23 protein-coding genes are annotated in these 25,486 nt (G+C 70.6%); 14 read left to right on the top strand and 9 right to left on the bottom strand.

Annotated elements, in window-relative coordinates; genetic code table 11:
- Nucleotides 1-2 precede the first annotated feature (2 nt).
- The 4 genes from HT102_RS00375 to HT102_RS00360 are packed head-to-tail and all read left to right on the top strand — an operon-like array spanning nucleotide 3 to nucleotide 4,160.
- Nucleotides 3-680, top strand: coding sequence for a DUF4129 domain-containing protein (locus HT102_RS00375; protein WP_192037436.1), 678 nt, complete (start codon nucleotides 3-5; stop codon nucleotides 678-680).
- A complete protein-coding gene (locus HT102_RS00370; RefSeq protein WP_192037435.1) occupies nucleotides 677-1,825 on the top strand; it encodes a DUF4350 domain-containing protein in 1,149 nt (382 codons plus the stop codon). The genes HT102_RS00375 and HT102_RS00370 overlap by 4 nt, the downstream gene beginning before the upstream one ends.
- Nucleotides 1,825-2,793: an AAA family ATPase gene (locus tag HT102_RS00365; RefSeq protein ID WP_192037434.1), complete on the top strand. Its 969-nt coding sequence runs from the start codon at nucleotides 1,825-1,827 to the stop codon at nucleotides 2,791-2,793. Before HT102_RS00370 ends, HT102_RS00365 begins: the two co-directional genes overlap by 1 nt.
- 44 nt (nucleotides 2,794-2,837) lie before the next feature.
- Nucleotides 2,838-4,160: a DUF58 domain-containing protein gene (locus tag HT102_RS00360; RefSeq protein WP_192037978.1), complete on the top strand. Its 1,323-nt coding sequence runs from the start codon at nucleotides 2,838-2,840 to the stop codon at nucleotides 4,158-4,160.
- A 9-nt stretch (nucleotides 4,161-4,169) separates the two neighbouring features.
- On the opposite strand, the gene HT102_RS00355 is transcribed toward HT102_RS00360, so the two are convergent.
- From HT102_RS00355 to HT102_RS00335, 5 genes are all read right to left on the bottom strand, one after another.
- The gene (locus HT102_RS00355) at nucleotides 4,170-5,540 is read right to left on the bottom strand and encodes a peptidoglycan recognition protein family protein (protein WP_192037433.1); all 1,371 of its coding nucleotides are present in this window, start codon (nucleotides 5,538-5,540) and stop codon (nucleotides 4,170-4,172) included.
- Nucleotides 5,541-5,696: 156 nt separating this feature from the next.
- On the bottom strand, nucleotides 5,697-6,707 hold the full coding sequence (locus HT102_RS00350; protein ID WP_192037977.1) for a stage II sporulation protein M: 1,011 nt from the start codon (nucleotides 6,705-6,707) through the stop codon (nucleotides 5,697-5,699).
- Between the two features lie 498 nt (nucleotides 6,708-7,205).
- Nucleotides 7,206-7,952, bottom strand: coding sequence for a PP2C family protein-serine/threonine phosphatase (locus tag HT102_RS00345; protein WP_192037432.1), 747 nt, complete (start codon nucleotides 7,950-7,952; stop codon nucleotides 7,206-7,208).
- A gap of 41 nt (nucleotides 7,953-7,993) precedes the next feature.
- Nucleotides 7,994-9,040 carry a hemolysin family protein gene (locus HT102_RS00340; protein WP_192037431.1) on the bottom strand — a complete coding sequence of 349 codons (1,047 nt, stop codon included), beginning with the start codon at nucleotides 9,038-9,040 and terminating at the stop codon, nucleotides 7,994-7,996.
- Nucleotides 9,037-10,416 (bottom strand): hemolysin family protein, encoded by a 1,380-nt coding sequence (locus HT102_RS00335; protein WP_192037430.1) that lies wholly within the window; start codon nucleotides 10,414-10,416, stop codon nucleotides 9,037-9,039. The genes HT102_RS00340 and HT102_RS00335 overlap by 4 nt, the downstream gene beginning before the upstream one ends.
- Nucleotides 10,417-10,642: 226 nt before the next feature.
- Between HT102_RS00335 and HT102_RS00330 the strand changes: the two genes are divergently transcribed.
- The 5 genes from HT102_RS00330 to HT102_RS00310 all read left to right on the top strand — a co-directional run bounded on the left by HT102_RS00330 (nucleotide 10,643) and on the right by HT102_RS00310 (nucleotide 14,790).
- On the top strand, nucleotides 10,643-11,551 hold the full coding sequence (locus HT102_RS00330) for a tryptophan-rich sensory protein (RefSeq protein ID WP_192037429.1): 909 nt from the start codon (nucleotides 10,643-10,645) through the stop codon (nucleotides 11,549-11,551).
- Nucleotides 11,538-12,281 carry an EamA family transporter gene (locus tag HT102_RS00325; protein WP_192037428.1) on the top strand — a complete coding sequence of 248 codons (744 nt, stop codon included), beginning with the start codon at nucleotides 11,538-11,540 and terminating at the stop codon, nucleotides 12,279-12,281. Before HT102_RS00330 ends, HT102_RS00325 begins: the two co-directional genes overlap by 14 nt.
- 61 nt (nucleotides 12,282-12,342) lie before the next feature.
- Nucleotides 12,343-12,489: a hypothetical protein gene (locus tag HT102_RS00320; protein ID WP_192037427.1), complete on the top strand. Its 147-nt coding sequence runs from the start codon at nucleotides 12,343-12,345 to the stop codon at nucleotides 12,487-12,489.
- A gap of 200 nt (nucleotides 12,490-12,689) precedes the next feature.
- Complete coding sequence (locus tag HT102_RS00315) at nucleotides 12,690-13,853, top strand: lipase family protein (protein ID WP_192037976.1); 1,164 nt, start codon at nucleotides 12,690-12,692, stop codon at nucleotides 13,851-13,853.
- 19 nt (nucleotides 13,854-13,872) lie between these two features.
- The gene (locus HT102_RS00310) at nucleotides 13,873-14,790 is read left to right on the top strand and encodes an SMP-30/gluconolactonase/LRE family protein (RefSeq protein ID WP_192037426.1); all 918 of its coding nucleotides are present in this window, start codon (nucleotides 13,873-13,875) and stop codon (nucleotides 14,788-14,790) included.
- 12 nt (nucleotides 14,791-14,802) lie between these two features.
- Here HT102_RS00310 and HT102_RS00305 read toward each other — a convergent pair whose 3' ends face one another.
- Complete coding sequence (locus HT102_RS00305) at nucleotides 14,803-15,333, bottom strand: MarR family winged helix-turn-helix transcriptional regulator (RefSeq protein ID WP_192037425.1); 531 nt, start codon at nucleotides 15,331-15,333, stop codon at nucleotides 14,803-14,805.
- A gap of 142 nt (nucleotides 15,334-15,475) precedes the next feature.
- Between HT102_RS00305 and HT102_RS00300 the strand changes: the two genes are divergently transcribed.
- The 3 genes from HT102_RS00300 to mmsB are packed head-to-tail and all read left to right on the top strand — an operon-like array spanning nucleotide 15,476 to nucleotide 19,073.
- Nucleotides 15,476-17,008 (top strand): CoA-acylating methylmalonate-semialdehyde dehydrogenase, encoded by a 1,533-nt coding sequence (locus HT102_RS00300; protein WP_192037424.1) that lies wholly within the window; start codon nucleotides 15,476-15,478, stop codon nucleotides 17,006-17,008.
- Between the two features lie 5 nt (nucleotides 17,009-17,013).
- Complete coding sequence (locus HT102_RS00295) at nucleotides 17,014-18,174, top strand: acyl-CoA dehydrogenase family protein (protein WP_192037975.1); 1,161 nt, start codon at nucleotides 17,014-17,016, stop codon at nucleotides 18,172-18,174.
- Nucleotides 18,171-19,073 (top strand): 3-hydroxyisobutyrate dehydrogenase, encoded by a 903-nt coding sequence (mmsB, locus tag HT102_RS00290; protein WP_192037423.1) that lies wholly within the window; start codon nucleotides 18,171-18,173, stop codon nucleotides 19,071-19,073. The genes HT102_RS00295 and mmsB overlap by 4 nt, the downstream gene beginning before the upstream one ends.
- A 7-nt stretch (nucleotides 19,074-19,080) precedes the next feature.
- Here the strand turns inward: mmsB and HT102_RS00285 are convergent, their stop codons facing one another.
- A complete protein-coding gene (locus HT102_RS00285; RefSeq protein WP_192037422.1) occupies nucleotides 19,081-20,334 on the bottom strand; it encodes an MFS transporter in 1,254 nt (417 codons plus the stop codon).
- A 100-nt stretch (nucleotides 20,335-20,434) separates the two neighbouring features.
- Here HT102_RS00285 and HT102_RS00280 point away from each other — a divergent pair, with 100 nt between their 5' ends.
- Nucleotides 20,435-21,124: an ArsR/SmtB family transcription factor gene (locus tag HT102_RS00280; protein WP_192037421.1), complete on the top strand. Its 690-nt coding sequence runs from the start codon at nucleotides 20,435-20,437 to the stop codon at nucleotides 21,122-21,124.
- A gap of 11 nt (nucleotides 21,125-21,135) precedes the next feature.
- Here HT102_RS00280 and HT102_RS00275 read toward each other — a convergent pair whose 3' ends face one another.
- The gene (locus tag HT102_RS00275; RefSeq protein ID WP_192037420.1) at nucleotides 21,136-22,707 is read right to left on the bottom strand and encodes an arylsulfotransferase family protein; all 1,572 of its coding nucleotides are present in this window, start codon (nucleotides 22,705-22,707) and stop codon (nucleotides 21,136-21,138) included.
- Nucleotides 22,708-22,844: 137 nt separating this feature from the next.
- Between HT102_RS00275 and HT102_RS00270 the strand changes: the two genes are divergently transcribed.
- Nucleotides 22,845-23,990: a hypothetical protein gene (locus HT102_RS00270; RefSeq protein WP_192037419.1), complete on the top strand. Its 1,146-nt coding sequence runs from the start codon at nucleotides 22,845-22,847 to the stop codon at nucleotides 23,988-23,990.
- Here the strand turns inward: HT102_RS00270 and HT102_RS00265 are convergent.
- Nucleotides 23,987-25,417 (bottom strand): wax ester/triacylglycerol synthase domain-containing protein, encoded by a 1,431-nt coding sequence (locus HT102_RS00265; protein WP_192037418.1) that lies wholly within the window; start codon nucleotides 25,415-25,417, stop codon nucleotides 23,987-23,989. The genes HT102_RS00270 and HT102_RS00265 overlap by 4 nt on opposite strands.
- Nucleotides 25,418-25,486 lie beyond the last annotated feature (69 nt).

The following is a 25,486-nucleotide window of genomic DNA, read 5'->3' as shown; positions in this document are numbered from 1 at the left end:
CGATGCCTTCGCGGACCGCGCTGCAGCCCCCCGTCGAGATCGCCCGCGATCCGGCGGGGGCCGCGGCGCGCGAGGAATTGTCCCGCCCGGTCTATCTCGAGCAGCGGCCATCGTTGCTCGAGCAAGCAACGAGCTGGTTGCTCGAGCAGCTTGGCCGGGCGATCAATGCCGCCTTGTCGGGCATCGAGGAGGCGTCTCCGAGTGGCGCCGGCAGCCTGCTCATCCTCGCCGCCGTCCTGATCGTGGGGATCGTGCTCGTCCGGTGGCGGGCGGGACGACTGCGGAGCAGCCGGACCGCGCGCTCGGGGCGCGGCGCGGCACCGCGCGCCACCGCCCACGACCATCGCCTCGCCGCGGCGGCCGCGATCCGCGCGGGTGATCTAGCCACGGCCATCGCGGAGCGCTTCCGAGCCATCACCGTGAGCCTCGAGGAGCGCGGCATCATCGAGGACACGCGCGGCTCCACCGCCTGGGAGCTCGCGGAACGCCTCGGGGCCACCCGGCCCGCGGCGGCGGACGCGATGCGAGCGGCCGCTCGTGTGCTCGATGACGTGCTCTATGGCCACCGCGACGCGACGAGCACCGACTACGCCACCATCGCGGCCACCGACGAGGCGCTCGCGACCGCGCGGGCGAGCAGCGAGGTTTCGTCGCTCTCCACTACGGAGCCACCCCAGTGACCGGCCCTGCAGCCTGGCGCGAGCGCTGGCGCGCCGCGCGCCCGCCCGTGCTGATCGGCATCGCGGTGATCACCACGGCCATCATCACCGTGCTGATCAGCGGGACCGATGCGAGCACGCCCCTCGATCCGCGCTCGGCGGCCCCCTCGGGCACCCGTGCCCTCGATGTGCTGCTGCGCGAGCAAGGCGTGCGAGCCAGCCGCATGGAGTCCTACGAGGAGGCGCTCGCCGCCGCGCCCGGAGGCACCATCCTCGTCACGGATCCGGGGGACGTCCCGCCCGCGCGGATCGGCGAATTGATCGCCACCGCCGCCACGACTGTTCTTGTTGATCCCGGCCCATCGGTGATCGACGAGCTTCCCGGCGGCGTCGAGCTGCTCGGCCCCGCGCTGACCGCGCCGATCGAGGCCGGATGCGACCTTCCCGCAGCGACGAGCGCGGGCCGGGCCATCCTTGGCGGTGCCCGCTACCGCGCCGGGCCGCCAGCGATCCGCTGCTACGACGATTCGCTCGTTGTCGTTCCCGCCAGCCCGGGAAATGGCACTGTCGTCATCCTGGGAGCCGCCGACGCGCTCACCAACGATCACCTCGGAGACGAGGGGAACGCCGCGCTGTCACTGATGCTGCTGGGAAGCCCCCCCACTCTCGCCTGGTACCTGCCGAGCCCCACCGATCCCGCGTTCCGCACCGACGAGCGATCCCTCGTCTCCCTCATCCCGCGCGGATGGTGGTTCGCTGCGATGCAGGTCCTCGTCGGCGTGGTCCTGCTCGCCGCCTGGCGCGCCCGCCGCCTCGGGCCGATCGTCACCGAGCAACTGCCGGTGGTCATCCGCGCCACCGAGACCCATGAGGGCCGCGCCCGCCTGTACCAGCGCTCCCGCGACCGCGCCCACGCAGCGGCGATCCTGCGCTCGGCCGCCATCGATCGGGCCACCCGTGTGCTGCGCCTGCCGCGCCACACCGATGAGCGCACCCTGGTGGCCAGCATCGCGGAGCGGACCGGACGCGGCGCAGATGCTGTCGCTGGCCTGCTGAGCGGTCCGCATCCCGCCGATGACGCCGCGCTGCTCGCGCTGGGCCGAGCGCTCGCCGAGCTCGAGCATGACCTGGACCTTGGCCTCGACACCCCGGAGGGAACCCACTGATGAGCACACCACCGACCGAAAGCGACCCGCGCGAGGCGCTGAATGCCGTGCGCGAGGAGATCGGCAAGGCCGTCGTCGGCCAGGACCCAGCGATCAGCGGCCTCCTGGTGGCGCTGCTGTGCCGCGGCCACGTGCTCATCGAGGGAGTGCCGGGGGTGGCGAAGACCCTCCTGGTCCGCGCCCTCGCCGCGAGCCTTGACATGCGCTCCACCCGCGTGCAGTTCACCCCGGACCTGATGCCCAGCGACATCACTGGGTCGATCATCTATCACGCCGCCGCGGAGCGGTTCTCGTTCCGCGAGGGACCGGTGTTCACCAACCTGCTGATCGCCGACGAGATCAACCGGACACCGCCGAAGACCCAGGCCGCCCTGCTCGAGGCGATGGAGGAGCGGCAGGTCACCGCGGATGGACAATCGCGGATGCTGCCCGATCCGTTCGTGGTCATCGCGACCCAGAACCCGGTCGAGCAGGAGGGCACGTACCCCTTGCCGGAGGCGCAGCTCGATCGGTTCCTGCTGAAGCTCACCATGGGCCTTCCCTCGCGCGTGGACGAGACCGGACTGGTGGCGCGGCACATGGCGGGCTTCGATCCGCATGATCTCGCGGCGGCGGGGGTGCGGGTGGTCGCGTCGGCCGCGGACGTCGCCGCGGCCCGCGAGGCAGTGCGCGGCGTTTCCGTCGGTGAGGAGATCGTCGGCTACGGGGTGGACCTGTGCCGCGCGACCCGGACGGTTCCGGCGGTGCAGCTCGGTGTCTCGCCGCGCGGGGCGACCGCGCTGCTTCATGCGGCGCGGGCCTGGGCGTGGCTGGTGGGGCGCGACTATGTCACTCCTGACGATGTGAAGGCCATCGCGCGCCCGGCGCTGAGCCACCGGCTGGGCCTGCGGCCGGAGGCGGAGATGGACGGCACCACGGCCGAGGGGGTGCTCGACCACGTGCTCGCGACCGTGGCGGTGCCACGATGACCAACCGTGGCGGTGCCACGATGACCACCCGTGGCGGTGCCACGATGACCACCCGTGGCGGGCGCGGGAGCGTCGTCGTGACCGGGCGCGCGGGCGCGCTGGCTATAGCGGCGGCACCGGTCGTCGGAGTGCTCGCCCCGTCGTGGTGGGGGCGTGGTGGGGCGGTGCTGGTCCTGCTGGTCGTGATCATCACCGATCGGGCGCTGGCCGGGTCGGTGCAGGATGTGGTGGTGACGAGGTCGGGAGAGCGGTCAGTGCGGCTCGGGGGCACCGTGGAATCCCGCCTCGTACTGGCCAACACCGGCAGCCGGAGGGTCCGGGGCGAGGCGCGGGATGCGTGGATGCCCAGCGCGGGTGCCACGGGCGCGCAGTGGCGGATCGATATCCCTGCTGGCGATGCGCGCGCCGTCGCGGTCCGGATCACGCCGGTGCGCCGGGGCGACCGCGACGCGGTGGCGACGATGATCCGATCGCTGGGGCCGCTGGGCGTCGCGGGCCGGCAGCACGACCAGCTTGTGCCCGGGACGGTGCGAGCGTTGCCGCCGTTCACGAGCCGCAAGCACTTGCCGTCGCGCACGGCGCGGCTGCGCGAGCTCGACGGGCGGCAATCAGTGCTCGGTCGCGGCGAGGGAACCGAGTTCGATGCGCTGCGCGAGTACGTTCCTGGCGATGATGTGCGCTCGATCGATTGGCGCGCCACGGCCCGGTCCCGCGAGGTGATGGTGCGCACGTGGCGACCGGAGCGGGACCGGCGGATCATTATCGCCGTCGACAGCGGCCGCACGTCCGCGGGCCGGGTGGGGGATGCCCCGCGCCTGGATGCGCAGCTCGATGCCGCATTGCTGCTCGCGGTGCTGGCGTGCCGGGCCGGGGACCGGGTGGACTACTTCTCGCATGATGTGGCGGTGACCTCTCGCGCGTCCGGCACGACGGAGTCGATGCTGCTGCCAGCGATGGTGGATGCGATGGCGACCGTGGAGCCCCTGCTCGCCGAGACGAGCGCGACCGGGATTGTCGCGGAAGTGCTGCGCCGGGCGCGCAAGCGCTGCCTGGTGGTGCTCGTGACCCCGCTCGAGCCCGCGGCGATCGAGCATTCCTGGCTGCCGGTGATCGATGGCTTGCTCGCGCGGCATCGGGTGATCCTCGCCTCGGTCGCTGATCCGGCGCTGCGCGGCATCGCCCGGGATCGCTCGAGCAGTGATGCTGTTCATGCCGCGGCGGCCGCCGAGCAGGATCTCGCGGAGCGCCGCCGGGTTGCTGCCTGGTTGCGCGCGCGGGGGGTGACGGTCGTCGACGCCGACCCGGAGGCCTTGCCGCCGGCACTTGCTGATCAGTACCTGGCCCTCAAGGCCGCCGGGCGCTTGTAGGCGGCGTCGCTAGCGGCCCAGGCTGCCGAGGCTGGGCCTGTTCCCGCCAGGGCGCGGCGGCGATGGCTGCTCGGGCTGCTCGGGCTGCTCGGGCTGCTCGGGTTGTTCCGGCTGCTCGCCGCCATTGTTCTCCGCCATGTAGGCGGCGGCGGTGCTGCGGATCTGCCCCAGGTAGCGGTACCCCTGCGCGCCCGGGCATTCAGTGTTGTTGACGTCGCGGTGCCCGAACACGATGGGCACGGTGATCGGCTGGCCGCGGGGGACCCACGTGAAGCTGGTGCCCTCCGAGTACATCGTGGTGGTGCCCGTGGCGGTGAGCCTGGGCTGGGTGCCGGTCGGGTTGAGCGCGTTGGCGGTGGCCAGTCGCCAGCCCGTGAGCTCGGCGATCGAGGTGAGCTGCGCGGAGGTCGGGGCGGTGCTGGTGAACGTTCCGATCATCGAGAACCCGGCGGTGTTGATGTTGAAGCCACCGGCGTGGGCTCCCTGGACGGGTCGGTCCATTCCGCCGAAGCGGCCCTCATAGATGTTGCCGAACCTGTCAACGAGCGCGTGGTAGCCCACATCGCCCCAGCCGAGGGTCCGCGCGTGGTAGGCGTAGATGCCACGGACGATCTGCCGGGCCTCGGACTCGGTGTATTGGTTGTTGCCAGCGGTGTGATGGATCGCGACGCCGCCGAGGCTGTCGTTGTAGACGGGGTTGCGCGAACGGATCGATTCGTCGGCGCCCCATTGCCTCCGGGTGATCACCTGGGGCTTGGCGGGCGTGCCCGCGATGCTGGTGGGCTCCCGGTCCTGCGGCTGGACGGTGCGGAGCGGGGCCTTGCTGGGCCGGACGAGCACGGCGGACAGGCCGCCAGGCATACCCGGGGTCATGCCCGTCTCGACCCCCGCGATGCGCCGCCCGCGCACGTGGATCTGCACTGCCGTCGTCTGGCCGAGGAAGACGAGCTCGGTGCCGTTGCGGACATCCGGTGAACCAGGGTCCGCGATCTCGTTGGGCCCGTGGCCGCCGTGGAGGTCCCGCCACGGCTCCCATTCTCCGTCGCTGTTGCGCGAGCGGCATTGGCCGTCGAGCAGTCCCGCGCCGGTCCAGGTGACCCCGAGGAGGTTGAACGGGGCATCCTGGGTGATCTCGAAGACCTGCGACGCTTCGGTCGGGGAGCTGATGCCTACCGGGCCGGTGGCCTTGCTGGCGCTGTCGAGCGGGATATCGGTCAGGGTGGTGCCGTCGGTGGTGGTGTAGGTCGCCGAGCGGGGAGCAGGACGAGGAGCCTGGGCCCGGGCCGGGCGGGCACCGAGCAGGCCCGCGGGATCGATGGCGGTCGCGGTCGTGGTCGCGGCGGCGATGATCAATGCTTGCCTGCGGGTGAGCGCGGTCAAGGGGTCCTCCTGCGGGGCATGCGAGCCAGTGGCCCTGGGGGCCTTGTGGTCTCGCGTTCGGTGAGCTCGCACCACAGTAGACATGGTTTAGACACGAACTACTTACGGTCGGGCACCTATCGGGCATCGGACCGCGGCCCGAGGACGCGACCGGCGCTAGGCCGGTGCGGAGACGGGCGCGCGGTTGTGCCCGGCGAGGCCAGGGAGGTCGCCGATGCTGCCGCCCGCCACCGCGTGGCGGCCACGCCACAGGGCATAGGCGAGGAAGGCGACCTCGGCGGCGATGCCTATGCCGATGCGGGCGGGCGTGCCGAGCCCGCTGGGCGTGACGATTGCTTCGATGAGGCCGGAGAGGAGCAGGACCACGGCGAGGCCGAGGGCAAGGACAGCAACGACCCGGCCTTCCTCCGCGAGCGCGCGGGACCGCGCCCGGGGACCGGGATCGATGACGGTCCAGCCTAGCCGCATGCCCGCTCCAGCAGCGACGAACACCGCCGTGAGCTCGAGTAGTCCGTGGGGCAGGATGAGCCCGAAGAACACGTCGAGCCGGTCGGCGGCCGCCATGAGCCCGGCCGCGACGGCGACATTGGCAGCGTTGATGAACAGGATGTAGACGACGGGCAGGATGAGGATGCCGACGATCAGCGAGGCGGCGGCGATGTAGGCATTGTTGGTCCACACCTGGGCAGCGAACGATGCCGCTGGATGGGTGGAGTAGTAGGACTCGAAGTCACCGCCGGGACGGGTCAGCTCGCGGATCTCGTCGGGGGCGGCGATGGCGGCGCGGACATCGGGAACCCGCGCGACCCAGGTGGCGATGACGGCGGTGGTGGCGAGGAACGCCAGCGCGGTGGCGATCCACCACGCGCGGGTGCGGTACAGCGCGGCGGGAAACGTGGTCGTCGCGAACTGGGCGAGGGAGTGCCACCCGGGGGCAGGCGTGCCGGTGATGGCGGCGCGCGAGCGGGCGACGAGCATGGTCAGCTCATCGACGAGGCGGGGATCGTGCAGGGTGGTGCGGGCGATCGATAGGTGCGTCGTGGCTTGCTGGTAGAGCGAGATCAGCTCGTCGGCCTCGTCGCCGCTGAGCCTGCCCGCGCGGCGGGCGAGCTCGGCGAGGCGTGCCCATTGCTCGCGGTGGGAGGCGGCGAGCGTTTCGCTATCCATGTCAAGGGCTCCCTCGTTGCTGCCGGGCATGCCGTGTTCCACCAGTCAAGCAGTGGACGTGGCGAGGTGCCACTCGGGCGGGCGCTGCGTTGTCGCCGCCCCAGAAACTAATACAGTTTTGAAATACCCGATCGTGGCGCGGGATTTTTGCCGCGCGGGAACGGGACGGCCATCACAGTGGAGTAACAATTCTGGGGTGCTGCTCGATAATTCCTGCGAGAACGCCGTCCTGGCGCTGCTGCCCCGAGGGGTGGGCAGTAGCGTGAATGGCACGGCACGCGTGGGGTTGCTGCTCAGAGGGGTGAGCAGCACTTCCACTGCTTTCAAGGCTGCCTTCCGGGCTACGCGCGATGCCGACCACTCTCGGCCCTGCGGTCCATGGCGGCAGTGCTCGCGCCTGCAACGGCGTCATCCCGATTGGGCATTGCCGCCATGGGCCACCACAAAAACCTCAGCTTCAAAAACGGACAATGCCGGTATTTCCGGTGCGGATACCGACTATTCGCCGACCTCGACAATGATGAGCGAGTAATTGTCCCGGCTGCCACGACGGATCGCAGTCTCGACCAGATAATCGATGCAATCCAGCCCGCTGCGCTCGAGCAGGGCCCGCTCGATCAGTTGCTCATCGAGGACGCTGTGGATGCCATCGGTGCACAGCACCGCCCGGAACCCCATTCCGCCCTCCCGCGGACCGTCCCCGGGCCCGGATATGTTCGGCTGCGGCGCTTGCCCCGGACGACCCAGGCACTGGGTGAGCACATGCGTCGGGTTGCCGAACGCATCACGCACGACATCGTCGAGGGACTGCTGACGCAGGGCGCCATCAGGACCCGCCAGGTACACCCGGCTGTCGCCCACGTTGAACACCCGCAGCGATCCCGGCCCCACCGCGATCCCCGCGACCGTCGTTGCCATGCCCGTGAGGCCCGTGCTGCGCCCCACCGACCGGATACGATCATGGATCGAGCGCATGCCCCCGCAGATCCCCGACGCGGACGCGAGGCGGTCCTTGCCCGCGATGAGCTCCATCAGCGCGACCCGGCTGGCCACATCGCCGCCTGGCTGCCCGCCCACACCGTCGGCCACAGCCAGCACGGTGGGGCGGGCCAGCGGCATCCGGAACGTCGTTGCCACCCCATGCTCGGCCTGGCTGAACCAGGTGTCGACCGCGATCGCATCCTCGTTGCGGTCACGGAAGAAACCCCGGTCGGTGACAGCGTGAGCGGTCAGAGTGAGTCCCACCCAGCCCACGATAATGAGCCAACGCCGTCTCCGGCGAGCAGTTAGCGGGATCCGCTGGAGTCGTTGAGCTCCCCGATCTCCCCGATGAGCCGCTCGACGACGTCCTCGAGCATCACCACGCCCATCACTGCGCTCGTGCCATCAGTCACCAGAGCGACATGCACGCCGCCCTCCTGCATGCCGTCGAGCGCATCATCGAGGAGCGTATCGGCGGCGAACCGGGGCAGCGCACGGATCACGTCCCCGGGCAGTGGCGCCCCGGGGTCCAGCGATGCATCGAGCAAGTCCTTGACGTGCACATAGCCGGTGAGCTGGCCATTGTCGTCAGCAAGCGGAAAGCGCGAGTAGCCGGTGCGCACGCACTCCGCCTGGGCCTGCGCGATAGTCGCCGAGCGGGGAAGGACCGTCAGCTCGCTGCGCGGGACCGTGATGGAGTCAATGGTCTCGCTGCTGATGCTCAGCGCGCCCGAGAGCAACTGGTGCTCCTCCTCATCGATAACGCCCTCCGCTTTCGACTCGCTGACGAAGCTCGCCACCTCCTCCGCGGTGAACGCCGCCGCCACGTTATCCCTCGGGGTGACCCGGATCAGCCGCAGCACCGTGTTGGCGAGGAAGTTGATCAGCAGCAGCAGCGGCTTCGCCACCTGGACGATGACGTAGAGGATCGGCCCGAGGACCATCGCCGCCCGGGCAGGACCGGCGATCGCAAGGTTCTTCGGCACCATCTCGCCGACCGTCATGTGCAGCGACAGCACGATCGTCAGCGCGATGACCACTGCGATCGGATGCAGCAGCGCCGACGGCACGCCCAGCGCCTCGAGGGGGATCTCGAGGAAGTAGGCGACAGCGGGCTCCGCGACAGCGCCGAGGCCCAGCGAGCACATGGTGATGCCGAGCTGGGCGCCCGCCATCATCAGCGAGACATTGTCCACCGCCCGCAGCGTCCAGCGAGCCAGGCGGCTGCCGGACTCCGCTAGGGGCTCGATCTGGGTGCGGCGCACCGAGACCAGCGCGAACTCGGCACCGACGAAGAACGCGTTGCCCAGGAGCAGCGCGATGCCGATCAGCATTCCCGTGATGTCGATCATGAGCGCGCCTCCTCGGACGCTGTGCCGCTGGCCGGCGAAGTGATGGTCATCCGGACCCGCGCGACGCGGTAGCCGTCGACCTGCGTGACCGTCATGCGCACATCCGCATCAGTGGGGGGGCCATCATCGTCGAGCTCCCGGAAATTGCGCCCGGCGAGGGTGATCGTATCGCCGGGCACCGCGAGGCGACCGAGCTGCTCGACGATCACGCCGCCGATGGTGTCGGAGTGCTCCCCCTCGGGAAGGTCCACGCCGGTGAGGTCATCGACCTGGTCGGGGCGCAGCAGCCCAGGCAGGGTCCACGTTCCGTCAGCGAGCTGCCGGGCCCGCGCGGACGGACGATCCTGCTCGTCATCGATCTCGCCCACGATCTCCTCGACGAGATCCTCGATGGTAACGATGCCGTCGGTGCCGCCATACTCATCGACCACCACCGCGAGGTGGATGCCGCTGCGCAGCTCGGCGAGCACATCATCGATGGGAAGCGAGCTCGGCAAGGCCCGGACCTCGCTCATGATGTCGCGGGCAGTGGTGGTCGCGCGCTGCTCCGGCGGCACCGCGAGGGCCTCCTTGAAGTGCACGACACCGATCACGTCATCGACGGAGGAGTCCTCCACGGGGAAGCGCGCGTGGCCGGTGCGCGAGACCAGGGCCAGCACATCGGTGACCGGCAGGTCCGCGGAGACGAACGTGACCCGGGGCCTGGGCGTCATCACATCGGCCGCCGTCTGCTCCGCGAACTCGGCCGCCTGGGACAGCCGCTCGGCCACATCCGGCTCGAGCAGGCCCTCCGAGGCAGACTTCGTGGCGAGCGCGCCGAGCTCCTGGGCGGACCGGGCGGAGGCGAGCTCCTCGCGCGGCTCGACGCCCAGCGCGCGCACCATCGCATTGGATGCCCCGTTGAGCACGCGGATCAACGGGCGCGAGCCCGCGGTGAACGCGCGCTGCGGCCCCGAGACGGCGCGCGCGACGCGCTCGGGCTCGGAGATAGCCCAGTTCTTCGGCACGAGCTCGCCGAAGACCATCTGGGGGATCGTCGCGGTCAGCAGCGCCACGGTGATCGCCACGCCCAGGCTGCTCGACTCGGGCAGGCCGAGGGTCTCGAGCACGGGGCGCAGCAGGGTCGCGAGCGAGGGCTCGGCGATGAAGCCGATCACCAGGCTGGTCACCGTGATGCCGAGCTGCGCGCCAGACAGCTGGGTGGACAGTGACTTGAGGGCCTTCTGCACCGACTGCGCGCGCTTGTCGCCCTGCGCCGCGGCCGCCGCGATCAGTGGCCGGTCCACGGTCACGAGCGCGAACTCAGCCGCAACGAACAGGGCGTTCGCAGCGATCAGGATGACCGCGAGGCCGAGGAGGATCCAGGCTTCTAGCATGTCGTCGACCTCCACGACCGGGCCGCGCAGGCGCGCGCACCAAGGTGGGGGAGGAACGGGTATCCCGTCACAGATTCGCGGCGCTGTGACGGGCAGATACTACAACTGTCCATGGCGAACAAATGTAGTCGATCCCAGCGTGGCCGCGCAGGGTGATCCTTGCCTCGCCGGTCGGCCAAGCTCGATGCCCTGCCCAGGTGTGCCAGGATGAATCCGATCACCAGCAATGACCACCGAGGAGGCCCGCCAGGTGCGAAGCGAGGACCACCCGGGCGGCACCCGCGCAGCCTCGATGGGAGTGCTGCTCGCGTGCGCCGCGATGGGTGCCGCGGTGCTCGTGGGCAGCGGACGCATGGGGGCCCGCTCGCTGGGTTCCGCGGCCGATGGCGTCTTCGCCGAGACGGGCACCCTGCTGGCTCCCGCCGCGCCGGCGTATGCCCTGTGGCCCGTGCTCTACCTCGGGCTGGCCGCCTACGCGGTGTGGCAGGCGTTGCCCGCGCAGCAGCGCTCGCTGCGCCACGCCCGGCTGCGCGGCTGGGCAGTCGCCTCGATGCTGCTCAATGCTGCCTGGATCGTCGCGGCCGTCTCGGGGGCACTGCTCGCGAGCGTGGTGATCATCCTCGCGCTGCTCGCGGCACTAGTGATGATCATCGCGACCGTCGCCGAGGCGTGCCCCTCTGGGCGTATCGACCGGTTGCTCATCGATGGGGTGTTCGGGCTCTATCTCGGGTGGATCATGGCCATGGTGCTCGCCAACACATCCTCCTGGCTCGTGTTCATCGGCATCGGGGCGGGCGAGCCCTCGAGCACCGCCACCGCGTGGTCGGTTGGGGCGATCTGCGGGCTCGTGGTGGCATCGGCGCTCCTCGCGAGGGCCAGCGGGGGGCGGGCAGCGCCCGCCGCCGCGGTGGCGTGGGCGCTGGCCTGGATCGCGCAGGGCAGGCTCGCGGGGGACCTCGCGGCCCCGGCGCTCGGGCTCGTAGCCGCGGCGGGCGCGGTCGTGGTCGTCGCGGCGGTGATCTCTGCGCGGTGCGGCCCGGTGCGGACCGTCCGCCCGCCGGGCCGGGAGCGGGCGGAAAACCTGTTGCCGGCGAGGGCTGGCTGGCTCGATAGTCACAGGCGTGCCCCGTCCTGATCCGAGCTTCCGCCGACCGCCCTTGCTCGCGAGCGTGGGCCTCGCGCTCGCCTCCGCCGCACTGTTCGGTCTCTCTGGCCCCTTCGCGAAGGCCCTGCTCGAAGCCGGGTGGTCGCCCCTGGTCGTGGTGCTCGCCCGGATCACGGGAGCAGCGCTCATCCTCGTGGCCGCGTTGCTGCTCATGCAGCGTGGACGGACGCGGGAGCGGCTGGACGCGATTCGGGCGGACCGCTCGACGATCCTGCTGTTCGGCATCGCGGCGATCGCAGGCGTGCAGCTGTGCTTCTTCTCCGCCGTGCAATACCTCCCGGTGAGCGTGGCGTTGCTCATCGAGTTCCTCGCGCCCGCCGTGGTGCTCGCGCTGGTGGCGCCTCTGCCGCTGCTGGCGCTCACGGCTGATCTCTCCGGGACCGTGGGCATTGGTCCTGCTCGGGCACCGTGGTGGGTCGCGGTCCTGGTGCTTGCGGTTGCCTCGGGGGCGTTGGCCTACGCGGTAGGGGTGGTCGCGATAGCGCGGCTCGGTGCGCCCCGGGCAGCTGTGGTGGGCCTGTCCGAGGTCGTGTTCGCCGCGGTCGTGGCGTGGATCATGCTGGGCGAGGTGCTCACCGGCGTGCAGCTGGGCGGAGCCCTCGCCATCCTTGCCGGCCTTGTTGTCGTGGAGCGGGGCCGCAGTGGCATCGCGACCCAGCCCGTGGAGCCGATCCCGGCGCCTAGGCTGGAGGAGCAGTAGCGCACCCCTAGTGTTGGCCGCTCGCCGGCCACGGGGGACGATCGTGATACGGAGGTTCGCCATGGCCACGACCCGCCACGACCTGCATGGGCACGCTCTCGCCGACGAGTTGCTCGAGGAGCATCCGGAGTACGCGCTCCCGCACTCCCTCGAGATCGATGAGTCCGTCCCGCCGCGCCCCGAGGAGGAGATCGCGGATTCCCGGTGAGGCACTCCCCGGCTCGCGCTAGCACGTTCCCACCGTTACGATGTGCGTGCTGTCACATTGGTGACGAATTGTGATCTACCCGCGTCGGCCATTGCTGGCGCGTGGCGGGATCGGGAATGCAAGGGGGAGCGAGCCGCATGGGTCCTAGCGAGAGATTGGTGCGTCCATCATCTGCCGTGGCGGTGTTCATCGCGTTGCTGATGGCGGCCGCGGGGGCCGTGGCCCACGCCCCCGGGGCCGCGGCGGGGCCGGCGTTCGCGGTGCCGGATCCCGATTCGTTCTACCATGACCCCACCGGATTGAGCGGTGCCGAGCCCGGCGATGTGCTGCGCGTCCGCGAGATCGACGCGGCGGTGTACGCGGGGGCGAAGGGCTGGCAGGTCGCGTTCCGCTCCACCGATTCCCACGGCGCGCCGATCGTGGCGGTCACCACCGTCTTCATCCCGCCTAGCCCCGTGGCGCAGGATGCCGCGCGGCCGCTGCTGTCCTACCAGCCCATCGTCAACGCGCTCGGCTCGCGCTGCGCGCCCTCGCGCGCGTTGTTCAACCTCGAGCAGGTGGAGGCCCCGGGGCTGCTGCTGCCATTGCAGCGCGGCTGGGCGGTGAACATCCCCGATCATCTCGGCCCGGGAAACGCCTATGGCGCCGCCCGGCTCGGCGGGATGATCACCCTCGATAGCATCCGCGCGGTGCGCAGCCTGCCCGAGCTCGGCCTGGAATCCAGCCCGGTAGGCCTCGCCGGGTATTCCGGCGGGGCGATGTCCACTGCCTGGGCGGCAGCGCTGCAGCCGGAGTACGCCCCCGAGCTCGAGCTCGCGGGCGCGGTCCAGGGTGGGCTCCCGGCGGATCTCGAGCAGATGGCGGAGGTCATCGGCAACGAGCCGCACCCGGGATTCGGGCTGGGGTTCGCCGCCGCGATCGGGCTGGAGCGGGAGTATCCGGAGCGGTTTCGGATGTCCCCGGAGCTCAATCCGGAGGGGCAGCGACTGCGTGACCTCCTGAGCAACGAGTGCCGCCGCTCGATCCTTTTCCACGGCGCGTTCCGCGGCGCCGCGCAGCTGACGCGCTCGCAGGGCTGGCTGAGCAACGGCGAGGCCAGGGAAGTGCTGCGGGAGAACAGCATCCGCTACTTCGAGGGCGTGCCCACGGCTCCTGTCTACATGTGGCACGGGAAGCTCGATCCGCTCACGCCCTACGACGGGGTCGCTGAGATCGCCGCGCGGTACTGCGCATCGGGCTCGCCCTTGACGTTTGTCACCTACGATGTGGCAGAGCACCTGATCCCGGCAGCGCTCGGCTTCAACGACGCCTACGAGTACCTCGCGGACCGGTTCCGGGGGGTGCCCGCGCGGTCGACCTGCTAGCAATCGAGAAGGAGTGCACGTGAGCACTGCCTACCTAGCCGTTCATCCGATTCCCGGCGAGGGCCCGGAGGACATCGTGCTCGACGAGCATGGCACGTTGTACACCGGGCTCGTCGATGGCCGCATCATCTCGCGGACGCGGGAGGGCGAGGTCGCCACGATCGCCACCGTTCCCGGTCGCCCGCTGGGCATCGAGCTCCTCGGCGCCGATGAGCTGGTGGTGTGCGCCTCCGATGCCGGATTGCTGGCCGTTTCCCTCCGCGATGGCGCGGTCCGCGTCCTGGTCGATGAGGTCGCCGGTGTGCCGCTGCGCACCTGCAACAATGCTGCCGTCGCTGCGGACGGGACGATCTTCTTCAGCGATTCCTCCGCGCTGCACGTCATCCCGCGGTGGCGGGCGGAGATGATCGAGCGCACGGGGACGGGCAGGCTGCTGCGGCGGGATCCGGATGGGTCGGTCGAGGTGGTGCGAGAGGGCCTGCAGTTCGCAAACGGCGTCGCGCTCGGGCTCGATGAGTCCTATGTGATCGTGGCGGAGACGACGACGCGCCGCATCGAGCGGATATGGCTCACCGGGGATGCCGCGGGAGAGGCCGAGCCGTTCGCCGAGGACCTGCCGGGGTATCCCGATAACTGCTCCACCGGTAGCGACGGCTTGATCTGGGTGGCGCTGGCCAATCCGCGCAATGCCGTGCTCGATGTGGTGGGCCACTTGCCGCGGGCCGCGCGCCGGGCGGTGGGGCGGTTGCCGGAGAAGCTGCTGCCCACGCCCTCGGCGGAGATCGGCTTCCTCGCCTACGACGATCGCGGAGTCGTCGCCCATGAGGAGTATGGCCGGATCGACGGCTTCTCGATGCTCACGAGCGTGCGCGAGCATGCCGGGGAGCTGTGGTTCGGCTCGCTGACGAGCAGCGCCATCGCGCACGCGCGGCTCTAGGGCCTCGATGCCCTAGTGCTCGGCGTGCTCCGAATCGGTGAAGTCACCGGCCGCGGCGCGGAACCGGGTCAGGACGGCCACGAGCTGCTCGGTGTCGCTGGCGGCGAGGGGCAGCGCGGCGAAGACCTGCTCGTTGACCGCATCGGTGGCGGAGCGGGCAATCCTGCGGCCGTCGTCGGTGATCCGGATGAGGGTGGTGCGGCGATCGTCGGGGTGTGGCTCGCGGCGCACGAGCCCGGCCTGCTCGAGGCGATCGACAGCGTTGGTGATCGAGGTGGGGTGCACTTGCAGGCGCGAGCTCGCGCGCGCCATGGGGATCTCGCCGCGGCGGGTGAAGCTCAGCAGCATCAGGACCTCGTAGCGGGCGAAGGTCAGCCCGAACGGCCGTAGCGCCTTCTCGACCTTGGCGAGCATCAGCTGGTGGGCGCGCATCACGGAGGTGACCGCGGCCATTCCCGGCGCGGCGTCGGTCCAGCCGTTCGTGGTCCAGTGGTCGCGGGCGGTCGCGATCGGATCCAACGGCAAGGGTCGGCGCGGCTCCATGTGTCCATCATGCTTGATCGCTCGCGGGAGCGAGGGGACGGGCGAGACTCGGCGGGCGAGACCATGGCGCAAAACACTTGGACATCCTACTATTGGACTACCGCAGTTTGTGGCACATCATCCGCGACCCCAAAGGACCACCATGACCGTGCGCGACATCCCGCACTTCATCCCCGGCAAGCCCACCGCAGGATCGAGCACCCGCACCGCCGACGTGCACCACCCGAGCAGCGGGGAGGTGCAGGCGAGAGTCCCCCTCGCCAACAGCACCGACGTCGATGAGGCAGTACGCTCCGCGGCCACCGCGCAAGCCGAATGGTCCGCCTGGAACCCGCAGCGACGAGCCCGCGTGCTCGCCCGGTTCCTCGAGCTCGTCGAGCCCGAGCGCGAGAACCTCGCCAAGCTGCTCTCCGCCGAGCACGGCAAGACCATCGCCGACGCGCACGGAGACCTCCAGCGCGGCCTCGAGGTCGTCGAGTTCGCCTGCGGCATACCGCACCTGCTCAAGGGAGAGCACACCACCGACGCCGGCGCGGGAATCGACGTCTACTCGATGCGCCAGCCCCTCGGCGTCGTTGCCGGGATCACCCCGTTCAACTTCCCCGCGATGATCCCGCTCTGGAAGGCCGCGCCCGCCATCGCCTGCGGCAACTCCTTCATCCTCAAGCCCTCCGAGCGCGACCCCTCGGTGCCGGTCCGCCTCGCGGAGCTGTTCCTCGAGGCCGGCCTTCCCCCTGGGGTCTTCAACGTCGTGCACGGCGACAAGGAAGCCGTCGATGCGCTGCTCCACCACGAGCAGATCGCTGCTGTCGGGTTCGTCGGCTCCACCCCGATCGCCCGCTACATCTATTCCACCGCCACCGCCAACGGCAAGCGCGCCCATTGCTTCGGCGGCGCGAAGAACCATGCCATCGTCATGCCCGATGCCGACCTCGACCAGGTGGTCGACGCCGTCGTGGGCGCGGGCTACGGATCGGCGGGGGAGCGGTGCATGGCGATCTCGGTCGTGGTGCCCGTGGGCGAGGCAACCGCCGACGCGCTCGTCGCCCGCCTCGCCGAGCGGGTCAAGAGCCTGTCCGTGGGGCCCTCCGATGATCCGTCCGTCGACTTCGGCCCGCTCGTCAGCGCCGATGCCGTTGCCCGCGTGGACGACTACATCGACATCGCCGCGAACGACGGCGCCGACATCGTCATCGACGGCCGGGGCCTTGTCGTCGAGGGCCACGAGAACGGGTTCTTCACCGGGCCCACCCTGCTCGACCGGGTGCCCACTACCTCCCGCTCCTACACCGAGGAGATCTTCGGACCCGTCCTGTCGGTGGTGCGCGCCGAGACCTACGAGGACGCGCTGCGCCTGCCTAGCGAGCACGAGTTCGGCAACGGCGTGGCGATCTTCACCCGCGATGGCGGCGCCGCGCGCGATTTCGCCGCCCGCGTGCAGGTCGGCATGGTCGGGATCAACGTGCCCATCCCCGTTCCCGTGGCCTACCACACCTTCGGCGGCTGGAAGGCGTCGATGTTCGGCGACCTCAACCAGCACGGGCCCGACGCTGTCCGCTTCTACACCCGCACCAAGACCGTCACCGAGCGCTGGCCGTCCGGCGGGATCAGGCAAGCCGGGGCCGAGAGCACCGCGCCCGCCACCGACCACTTCTCGATCCCCACGATGCGATGAACGACCTGTTCGTGCTCGACGACGCCGACCGCGACATCCTCGCCACAGTCGAGGATTTCGCGCGGGCCCGCATCGCCCCGCACGCGCTCGACTGGGACCAGCGCTCCCACTTCCCCGTGGACGTGCTGCGCGAGGCGGGCGCGCTCGGCATGGGCGGTATCACCGTCCGCGAGGACCACGGCGGCGCGGGCCTCGCCCGCCTCGATGCCGTGCGCATCTATACCGCCCTGGCGCGGGCGTGCCCGACGATCGCCGCGTTTGCATCGATCCACAACATGGTCGCGGGCATGATCGACACCCACGGCACGCGCGCGCAGCGCGAGCAGTGGCTGCCCCGGCTGTGCGGGATGGAGGCGCTCGCCTCGTACTGCCTGACCGAGCCAGGCGCGGGCTCGGACGCCGCGGCGCTGTCGACCACCGCCCGGCTCGACGGTGACGAGCTCGAGCTCACCGGCACCAAGCAGTTCATCTCCGGCGCGGGCACGAGCGAGCTCTACCTGGTGATGGCCCGCACCGGCGGCGACGGCCCGCGCGGGATCAGCGCGATCCTCGTCCCCGCGGGCACGCCAGGCCTCTCGTTCGGCGCGGACGAGCGCAAGATGGGCTGGCACGCCCAGCCCACCCGGCAGGTCATCCTCGACCGCGCTCGCGTGCCCGCCGGCAACATGCTCGGAGAGCCCGGCCAGGGCTTCGCCATCGCCATGTCCGGGCTCGATGGCGGACGGCTCGGCATCTCCGCATGCTCCCTCGGCGGCGCCGAGGCAGCGCTGGAGGCTACCGTGCGGCATGCCCGCGAGCGCATCGCGTTCGGCGAGCCCCTCGCCGAGCGCGAGACCGTGCAAGCAACCATCGCCAGGATGCGCCTGGGCATCGAGACCTCCCGGAGCATCCTGTGGCGCGCCGCGAGCGCGCTCGACCGCGGGGATCCCGACCGGACCGTGCTGTGCGCGATGGCCAAGCATCACGTCACCGAGACCTGCTACACCATCGCCGACCAGGCCCTGCAACTGCACGGCGGCTATGGCTACCTCGCCGATTACGGCATCGAGAAGATCGTCCGCGACCTGCGCGTGCATCGCATCCTCGAGGGCGCGAGCGAGATCATGCATCGCATCATCGCCCGCGACACCCTCCGCCCCCGTACCCACCAGAAGGCTGCATCATGACCACCAAGGATCCACTGCCCACCGTCGCGTTCATCGGGCTCGGCCACATGGGCGCGCCCATGGCCCGCAACCTCGCCGCCGCCGGCTATCCCGTCACCGGCTTCGACGTCGTGCCCGCAGCGCTGAAGGATGCAAGCGAGCATGGCATCGCCACAGCGAGCAGCATCGAGGAAGCCGTCTCCGGGGCCGCCATCGTGCTCACGATGCTGCCGGGCGGCCACCACGTCCATGAGGTGCTCGACCATGCGCTGCCCGCCGCCCGGCCCGGCGCGCTGTTCCTCGAATGCTCCACCATCGATGTCGCCGATGCCCGTCGTGCCCACGAGCGCATCGGGCAGGCAGGATTCGGCTGCGTCGATGCGCCCGTCTCGGGCGGGGTGGCGGGCGCCGAAGCAGGCACCCTGACCTTCATGGTCGGCGGGCCGGACACGGCCATGGATGCCGCGCGCCCCCTGCTCGAGGTGATGGGCCGGACCATCGTGCATTGCGGCGGGCCGGGCGCGGGGCAGGCCGCGAAGATCTGCAACAACATGATCCTCGGCATCACCATGATCGGCGTGAGCGAAGCGTTCGTGCTCGGCGAGCATCTCGGGCTGAGCCACGAGGCCTTGTTCGCGGTGGCCTCGCAGGCCTCCGGGCAATGCTGGTCGCTCACCTCCTACTGCCCCGTGCCCGGGCCTGTCCCCGCATCCCCGGCCAATCGTGGGTACGTGCCCGGGTTCGCGGTGGAGCTGATGGACAAGGACCTCGGGCTCGCCACCGCAGCGCTGCGGGCGCACGGTGTCGACGGCGCGCTCGCCGAGCAGGCCGCGGCGCTCTACCACCGCTACCTCGGAGAGGACGGCAAGGGCCGGGACTTCTCGGCGATCATCGAGGACATCCGGCGCCGCAGCAGCTAGCCCGGCGCTAGACCGGTTGGTGCGTCTCGTACATCCTCACCGAGACCGCCACCGCGGTCGCCGCGCTGACCACTGCGGCCACCCACACCGCGGCATGTAGGCCCATCAGGTCCGCGGCGACACCGCCGATGATGGCGCCGAAGGCGTAGCCGAGGTCGCGCCACACCCGGTAGACACCGACCGCGCGGCCACGCCAGACAGGGTGCGCGACATCGCCGATCACGGCCAGCAAGGTCGGGTAGACCATGGCCGTGCCCGCTCCGAGCAGCACGGCGCCCACGGCCCATCCGGCGAATCCGCTGGAGGCGGCGATCAGCGCGAGCGCGACAGCCTGGGTGCCCATGCCGGCGGTAATGAGGTGCTTGCGCCCCACGCGGTCCGACAGCGCGCCGGTGACGAGCTGCCCGGCGCCCCACACGCCCGGGTAGAGGGCGAACAGCAGCCCGATCTGGGAGATCGTCAGGCCAGCGGTGGCGAACAGGAGCGGGAACAGCCCCCAGGACAGGCCGAAGTTGAGGTTGTTGACCAGGCCCGCGAGGCTGGCCGAGGACAGCGCCGGTTCCTTGAGGCTGGTCTGCACGGCGATCTGGCGGTTCGTGAGCTCCCCGTGCAGGTGGTCGTGCATCCCGTCGGATCGACGGACGTGGTCCTGCGCCTCGAGGTGCGCGTGGCCGCGCGTCTCGCGCACGAAGAACCCGGAGAGCATCAGCGCGATCGCGATGTAGGCGAGCCCGAGCAGGAAGGGCGCGGGGCGCAATCCATGCTGCTCCGCGAGGTAGCCCGCGAGCAGCGAGCTCACGGCTACCGCTCCGTATCCGGCGGCCTCGTTCAGGCCCATGGCCAGGCCGCGATTGGCGGGGCCGACCAGGTCGATCTTCATCACCACGGTCGTCGACCAGGTGAGGCCCTGGTTGATGCCGAGCAGCACGTTGGCGAGGACGACCCATTCCCAGCTTGGCGCCATGATGAGCATCACCGGCACCGGGACGGCGAACAGCCAGCCCACGAGCAGCACCGGCTTGCGCCCGTAGCGGTCGGAGAACGTGCCCGCGAAGTAGTTGGCCGCGGCCTTGGTGATCCCGAATGCCGCGATGTAAGTGAAGATGTAGGTGTAGCCGGTCAGGCCGAACTCGGACTCCGCGAGCAGCGGCAGCACGGTCTGCTGCTGGCCGACCATGCCGCCGACGAGCGCGTTGACCGCGACGAGAAGCGCGAACTGGGCAGCGTTCTGGCGCAGGCCGAGCACGGGATCGTGTGGCATCGATGGCTCCTGGGTGGTCCGGCCTAGCGCGGGGCGTAAGCTATTCCAAGGAAACATGGAATACTATGCTCCAGTATTACACAAATCTTTGGAGGAGCAAGTGGGCGACCGGCAGAAGAAGACCGAACTGTTCGACCAGCTCGCCCGGGTGGGCAAGGCCCTCGGCAACGGCAAGCGCCTCGAGCTGCTCGATCTGCTCAGCCAGGGAGAACGCAGCGTCGAGCACCTCGCCACCACCGCATCCCTCGGCCTCAGCACTGCGTCCGCGCACCTCCAGGTGCTCAAGCAGGCCGGACTCGTCACCACCCGCAAGGAGGGGACCCGCATCCACTACGCCCTAGCCGGGATGGACATCGCGCGCCTCTATGCCCAGCTGCGAACCGTCGCCACCGATCACATCCCCGACGTCCGGCACGCGCGCGACGACTACCTGCGCTCCGGGTTCCAGGCAGGCGCGCCCACGGTCGAGCAGGAAGTACGGCGCGACGAGCTGCTCGCGCTCGCCGCCACCGGCGCGATCACCGTCATCGACGTCCGCCCCGCCGAGGAATACCAGGCAGCCCACATCCCCGGAGCACTCTCCGTCCCCCTCGAGGAGCTCCAGCATCGCATCGCCGAGCTGCCCGCCGACCAGGATATCGTCGCCTACTGCCGCGGCGCCTACTGCGTCCTCGCCTACGACGCCGTGAACCAGCTCCGCGCGCAAGGCCTCCCGGCCCGCAGGCTCCAGGACGGCATGCTCGAATGGCGGCTCGCCGAGCTCCCTGTCGACAGCGGCGACGCCGCGTGACACGCAGCCGACTAGTCGACTGGCGTCACTGCTGAGCTGCCGATCCTCTCGCCGATCACATCGAGCGCGTCGACCCGCACGGACTCGAAGGCACCGTCGATGATCGCCTCCGTCTCGAAGCCGTCGTGCGGAACGGTTCGCACGACCTCCAGCTCATCCTCGCTCGGGCCCGCCCAGATGCGCCACCGGTTCACTGGCGTGGCGCCGTTCCAGCTGACGCTCACGCGCGTCGCGAGGTCATCGGCACGCGCATCAACGACGGGCGGGACGAACGGGAGGCCGGACCATTCGACGAGCTCGGCGCCGCTCGAGCGCAGCGATGCGGGGAACACCAGGTGGCGGACGATCTCCCCGCTCGGCGCGAACTCCGTGATAGCACCCTGCTCGCCCCAGGTGACCAGGCTATTGCCCGTCGGCAGGACTTGATGGCTGCCCGCTCCGGGGCTCGACCACCCGAATGGGTGCGGGAACGATGCCGCGACGCTGGCGGTCCGGTCGACCTCATTGAGGTCGAGCACGAGCCCTCTGGACGCGGGCGGCGGGGCTGGCTCCTCGCCCGCGTCCTCGGCCTCCTCGAGCTCCTCGGCGGTGAGACCGCGGTGCGCGGAGCTCGTCGCCCCGTCGACGAGGCTCAGGCGGCCACCGGGCAGCAACCGGGCATCGCGTGGGAACCGGAAAGCCGCCTCGGGATCGACCACGAAGTCACTGGCCTTGCCGCCGAGGCGCCAGTCCAGATCACCGGACTCCCGATCGATCCGGTAGATCGCCCCCGTGCCGTGGCCGGTGATGAGCACATCCCCATCCTCAGCGAGCGCGAGCCCGGCGAACCCGAGGTAGTCCCACGGCTCGGTGGGATCCTCGGGCGCGGCGATCTCCGAATCAGTCGCCGGAATGTGGTTGAGCGCATCCCACTGGAACAGGACGCTGTTGTCCTCCAGCGAGATCTCTTGCAGCACCGTTGTGCGCATGGCGCGCTCCTCCCCGTCGATCACGGTCCGGACCACAGGCGTGGCTACGAGCCAGGCGGTGCCATTGGGCGTGAGCTGCATATCCCGGGGGGCGGCGACGAGCCCGTCCCCGGCGCGCACGGAGAGTGTCTCACCATAATTGGAGCCCAGGACCACGAACTCCCCGTCGCTGCCCTCGCTGGTGCCGCGCCAGTAGGTGAGCGCCGGCCGCCCATCGAGCTGCTGAACCGAGGGCGTGCGGATCTGCACGTCGTCCGGGGCGGGCAGGAACCAGATCGGCTCGCCCTTTCCCGAGGCCAGCAAGACGCCCGGCTGGACCATGCGCGCGTCCTCCGGGCTGGCCTCGCCCTCGCCGTCGGCGCCCTCGTCGCGGTCCTCGTCATCGTTGCCCTGTCCCGCTGCTTCGATAGCCAGCAGCAGGGAGCCGGGGGTCGCGGATTCCATATAAAGCATGGGGGCAACTACCGGCGGGCGCAGCTGCGGCGCGGTGATGTAGGTGCGCGCGCCCACATCAAGGGTGGCCGGGAACACCGGAGCCTCGTCGGCCTTGAAGCATCCCGCTAGCAGCATCATCGACGCGCATGCCGCGACGACCCGAGCTACCCGGTACCGCACCGCACTACCACCTCTCGCGCAACACGAATCTCGATGCCACGCTACGGCAAAACTCTAGCGATCGCGCGCCACCACGCGCCTGCCCGGTTCGTCCCCGCGCTACCCCTCGCCCGTCGTGGCATTGGATACTGAGAGGCATGCGCGACGATCCAGGATGGTGCTACCACGGCGAGCGCGGGCCCCACGGCCCGGTCGCGGACGCGACCCGATGGGTGCTCGCCTGGGCCGCGAGCCGGCGCCTGCCCCCGCCCATCCCGCCGCTCGCCGACGGGCCCGCGCTGTTCCTCGCCGCCGGGCACCTCCGCCCGGCGACCCGCGAGGCATACATCCAGCGCCTGCGCTCCGGGGCCAGCATTCCCTCGGTGGGCGGATTCGCCAGGCTCCGGCAGGCCCACGACCTGCGCAGCGCGCTCGCCACCCGTGCCGCGGCCCTGCCGCCCGGCCCCGCGCGGCTCGTCCTGCGGCGCCAGGCCGGCTCCCTCGAGCTCCAGATCCAGGAAGCCCGCGCCCGGTTCACCCTCTCCCGCGGGCACTATCCCACCTCGGTCCGCGAGGTCCGCCGCGAGCGCAAGGAGGGGACGTACCTCGGCATCGAGCAGCGCGACGAGGTCTTCGACGCGCTGCTCGCGACACCAGCACCGATGCTGGCCGACCGGACAGCGCGGGCCATGCTCGTGCAGCAGGCCCACAAGCTCGAGCGAAGCGCCCGATGGCAACGCCTGGCCCGGGCCGTCGGGGATCGGCTCGACGTCGACGCGACCGATGACCGTCGCTTCGCGGACGAGGCCGAGGTGATGCTGCACCTCGCTGGTGTGGCGTGCGCGGGCATCGGCAGCTCGGCCGCGTGGCGATCAGCGACCCTCAAGCCGCTGCGCGCCCAGCTCGATCTCGTCGGCGAGCTGACCGCCATCAGCGTCGATGCGATCGCTGCGGCCGGGCTTCGCGAAGACCTCGCGGACTCGCTCGTCACGGCCCGCACGGCCGCCGAGCGAGCGGAGCATCGAGCCCGTGCCCGGCAGCTCGCGCCGATCTGGCAGGAGATCGCCGCCCGGACCGCCGCCCTGCTTGACATCGATGAGACCCTGCGGGCGGGACGCATGCCAGGCACCGCGGACGGCGACCTGCTCGATGCCCGTCTCGAGGAGATCGCGGGACGCGCGGGCGATCGAGAGCTCTCCGCGGCAGGGCTGCGCCGGGTCTCCGACCAGGTCGGCCAGCTCGCCCCGAGCACCGTGGATTACCACCGCATGCTCTTCGGCCGGGACGCCCCTCCCGCTCGCTAGAGCAGCGAGGCCTCTGGTCGCGCGGGCGCCGTCGCCTCGACGAGCTCGGCATGGGCCGCCGCTATGTGCGCGAGGTACCGCTCGGTGTCGGGAATGGCCGCCGAGTCGGCGTTGATACTGATGAACAGCCGATCGCCGAGCGAGGTGATCTCGTGCTTGGCACCGATGCTGGAGTTCATGGGCAGCAGGCTGTAGGTCTCGCGGACCTCGTTGCCCAGGAAGTACAGCGGGGCCCGGCCACGTGGCATGTTTGTCGCCACGGTGCTCAGGGATGTCTCGGTGGTCTTGGTCGCGGTGGCGCGGGTCTCGGCGATGGTCAGCGGGCGGATGATCGCGGGCGGCAGCCGCAGGATGAGGTGGCCTAGCTCGGCCTCTCGGTGGACGCTTGTCCGATGCTTCTCGGCGGTCGTGCTGGCGTGGATGCGGCGCAGCCGCTCGACCGGATCCAGGCAGGTGTTATGCAGGTACACGGACATGCCGGTGATCTTGTTGACACCCTCCTCGATGTCCTCTCCGTGCAGGGACCGGGGCACCCCGCAGATGAGGTCGCCCGCAGGGGCTTCGCCCAGCTCGGCGAGGTAGCGCTGTATGCCGCCCGAGATCGCGGCGAGCGCGACGTCATTGATGGTGGCGCCCTCGACGAGATCACGGCACCTCTGCGCCTCAGCGAGCGGGACGTGCATCCCATTGAACACATGCTCCCCGGAGGTCGTGTCGTTGAGCCTGGTCACCGGCGCGGCGACCGGACGTGGCTCGACCGTGCCCGCGGCAAGCGCGTCCCGGAACCTTCGCTGCGCCCCGATGGTCCTGAACGTATCCGCCATGAATCGCGCGAAGGCACCCGGCGCCCGGGATGCTGAATCCCCGATCAGCGCGGCGGTGCTGTGCCGTTGCTGCTCGGTGGGCCGCGGCGCGTGCGCTCGCCGCGCGACCGGCGCGGGGCGCGCGTCGAGCAGCCTGCCCGCGAACCGGACGATGCCAAGCCCATCCATCGCGGCGTGGTGGACCTTGATGAGGAGCAGGCTCGCTCCGGCGGGGAATCGCTCGCTCGGCACGATCCCGGAGAGGATCCGAACGTCCCAGAGCGGCCGCGCGAGGTCCATGGGCTCATCGAAGGCGCGGGCGATCTCGGCGCACGCCGCGCGCCAGCTCCCGTCGCCGGGGATGCTGCCCATGCGGACGTGGTCCTCGGGATCGAACTCCGTGTCCGGGACCAGGTAGGGCCGCGTGAGGCTCCCCGGCACATCGACCACGCGCGCATCGAAGGACGGCGAGCCCGCGAGCCGCTCGATGACGTGCGCGCGCACGATCTCCGCGCCGGTGCCGAGCACGCCGGGCTCGATGACATAAACGCTCATCAGGTGGTGATGATGGCCCGTCCCCTCGAGGTAGAGCATGACAGCGCTGGCGGGATCGAGTTGTCGCACGCGGGGCTCCTCCGGCAATCGGCTCAGCGGCCCGGGCTCGCGCGCGGGCACTAGATTCGGATCTGTCGT

Origin of the sequence: Lolliginicoccus lacisalsi, from assembly GCF_014841105.1 — a bacterium.
Classification (GTDB): Bacteria; Actinomycetota; Actinomycetes; order Mycobacteriales; family Mycobacteriaceae; genus Lolliginicoccus; species Lolliginicoccus lacisalsi.
The sequence above is the reverse complement of the archived record's forward strand: the minus strand, read 5'-3'. Positions and strand labels throughout refer to the sequence as shown.

What these genes read in the sequence shown, in the direction of transcription:
- HT102_RS00340 (WP_192037431.1), bottom strand. Translation starts at nt 9,040, where the DNA reads ATGATCGACATCACGGGAATGCTGATCGGCATCGCGCTGCTCCTGGGC.
- HT102_RS00285 (WP_192037422.1), bottom strand. Translation starts at nt 20,334, where the DNA reads ATGCCACACGATCCCGTGCTCGGCCTGCGCCAGAACGCTGCCCAGTTC.
- HT102_RS00320 (WP_192037427.1), top strand. Translation starts at nt 12,343, where the DNA reads ATGGCCACGACCCGCCACGACCTGCATGGGCACGCTCTCGCCGACGAG.
- HT102_RS00270 (WP_192037419.1), top strand. Translation starts at nt 22,845, where the DNA reads ATGCGCGACGATCCAGGATGGTGCTACCACGGCGAGCGCGGGCCCCAC.
- HT102_RS00300 (WP_192037424.1), top strand. Translation starts at nt 15,476, where the DNA reads ATGACCGTGCGCGACATCCCGCACTTCATCCCCGGCAAGCCCACCGCA.
- HT102_RS00365 (WP_192037434.1), top strand. Translation starts at nt 1,825, where the DNA reads ATGAGCACACCACCGACCGAAAGCGACCCGCGCGAGGCGCTGAATGCC.
- HT102_RS00330 (WP_192037429.1), top strand. Translation starts at nt 10,643, where the DNA reads ATGACCACCGAGGAGGCCCGCCAGGTGCGAAGCGAGGACCACCCGGGC.
- mmsB (WP_192037423.1), top strand. Translation starts at nt 18,171, where the DNA reads ATGACCACCAAGGATCCACTGCCCACCGTCGCGTTCATCGGGCTCGGC.
- HT102_RS00350 (WP_192037977.1), bottom strand. Translation starts at nt 6,707, where the DNA reads ATGGATAGCGAAACGCTCGCCGCCTCCCACCGCGAGCAATGGGCACGC.
- HT102_RS00360 (WP_192037978.1), top strand. Translation starts at nt 2,838, where the DNA reads ATGACCACCCGTGGCGGGCGCGGGAGCGTCGTCGTGACCGGGCGCGCG.
- HT102_RS00375 (WP_192037436.1), top strand. Translation starts at nt 3, where the DNA reads ATGCCTTCGCGGACCGCGCTGCAGCCCCCCGTCGAGATCGCCCGCGAT.
- HT102_RS00305 (WP_192037425.1), bottom strand. Translation starts at nt 15,333, where the DNA reads ATGGAGCCGCGCCGACCCTTGCCGTTGGATCCGATCGCGACCGCCCGC.
- HT102_RS00315 (WP_192037976.1), top strand. Translation starts at nt 12,690, where the DNA reads ATGGCGGCCGCGGGGGCCGTGGCCCACGCCCCCGGGGCCGCGGCGGGG.
- HT102_RS00335 (WP_192037430.1), bottom strand. Translation starts at nt 10,416, where the DNA reads ATGCTAGAAGCCTGGATCCTCCTCGGCCTCGCGGTCATCCTGATCGCT.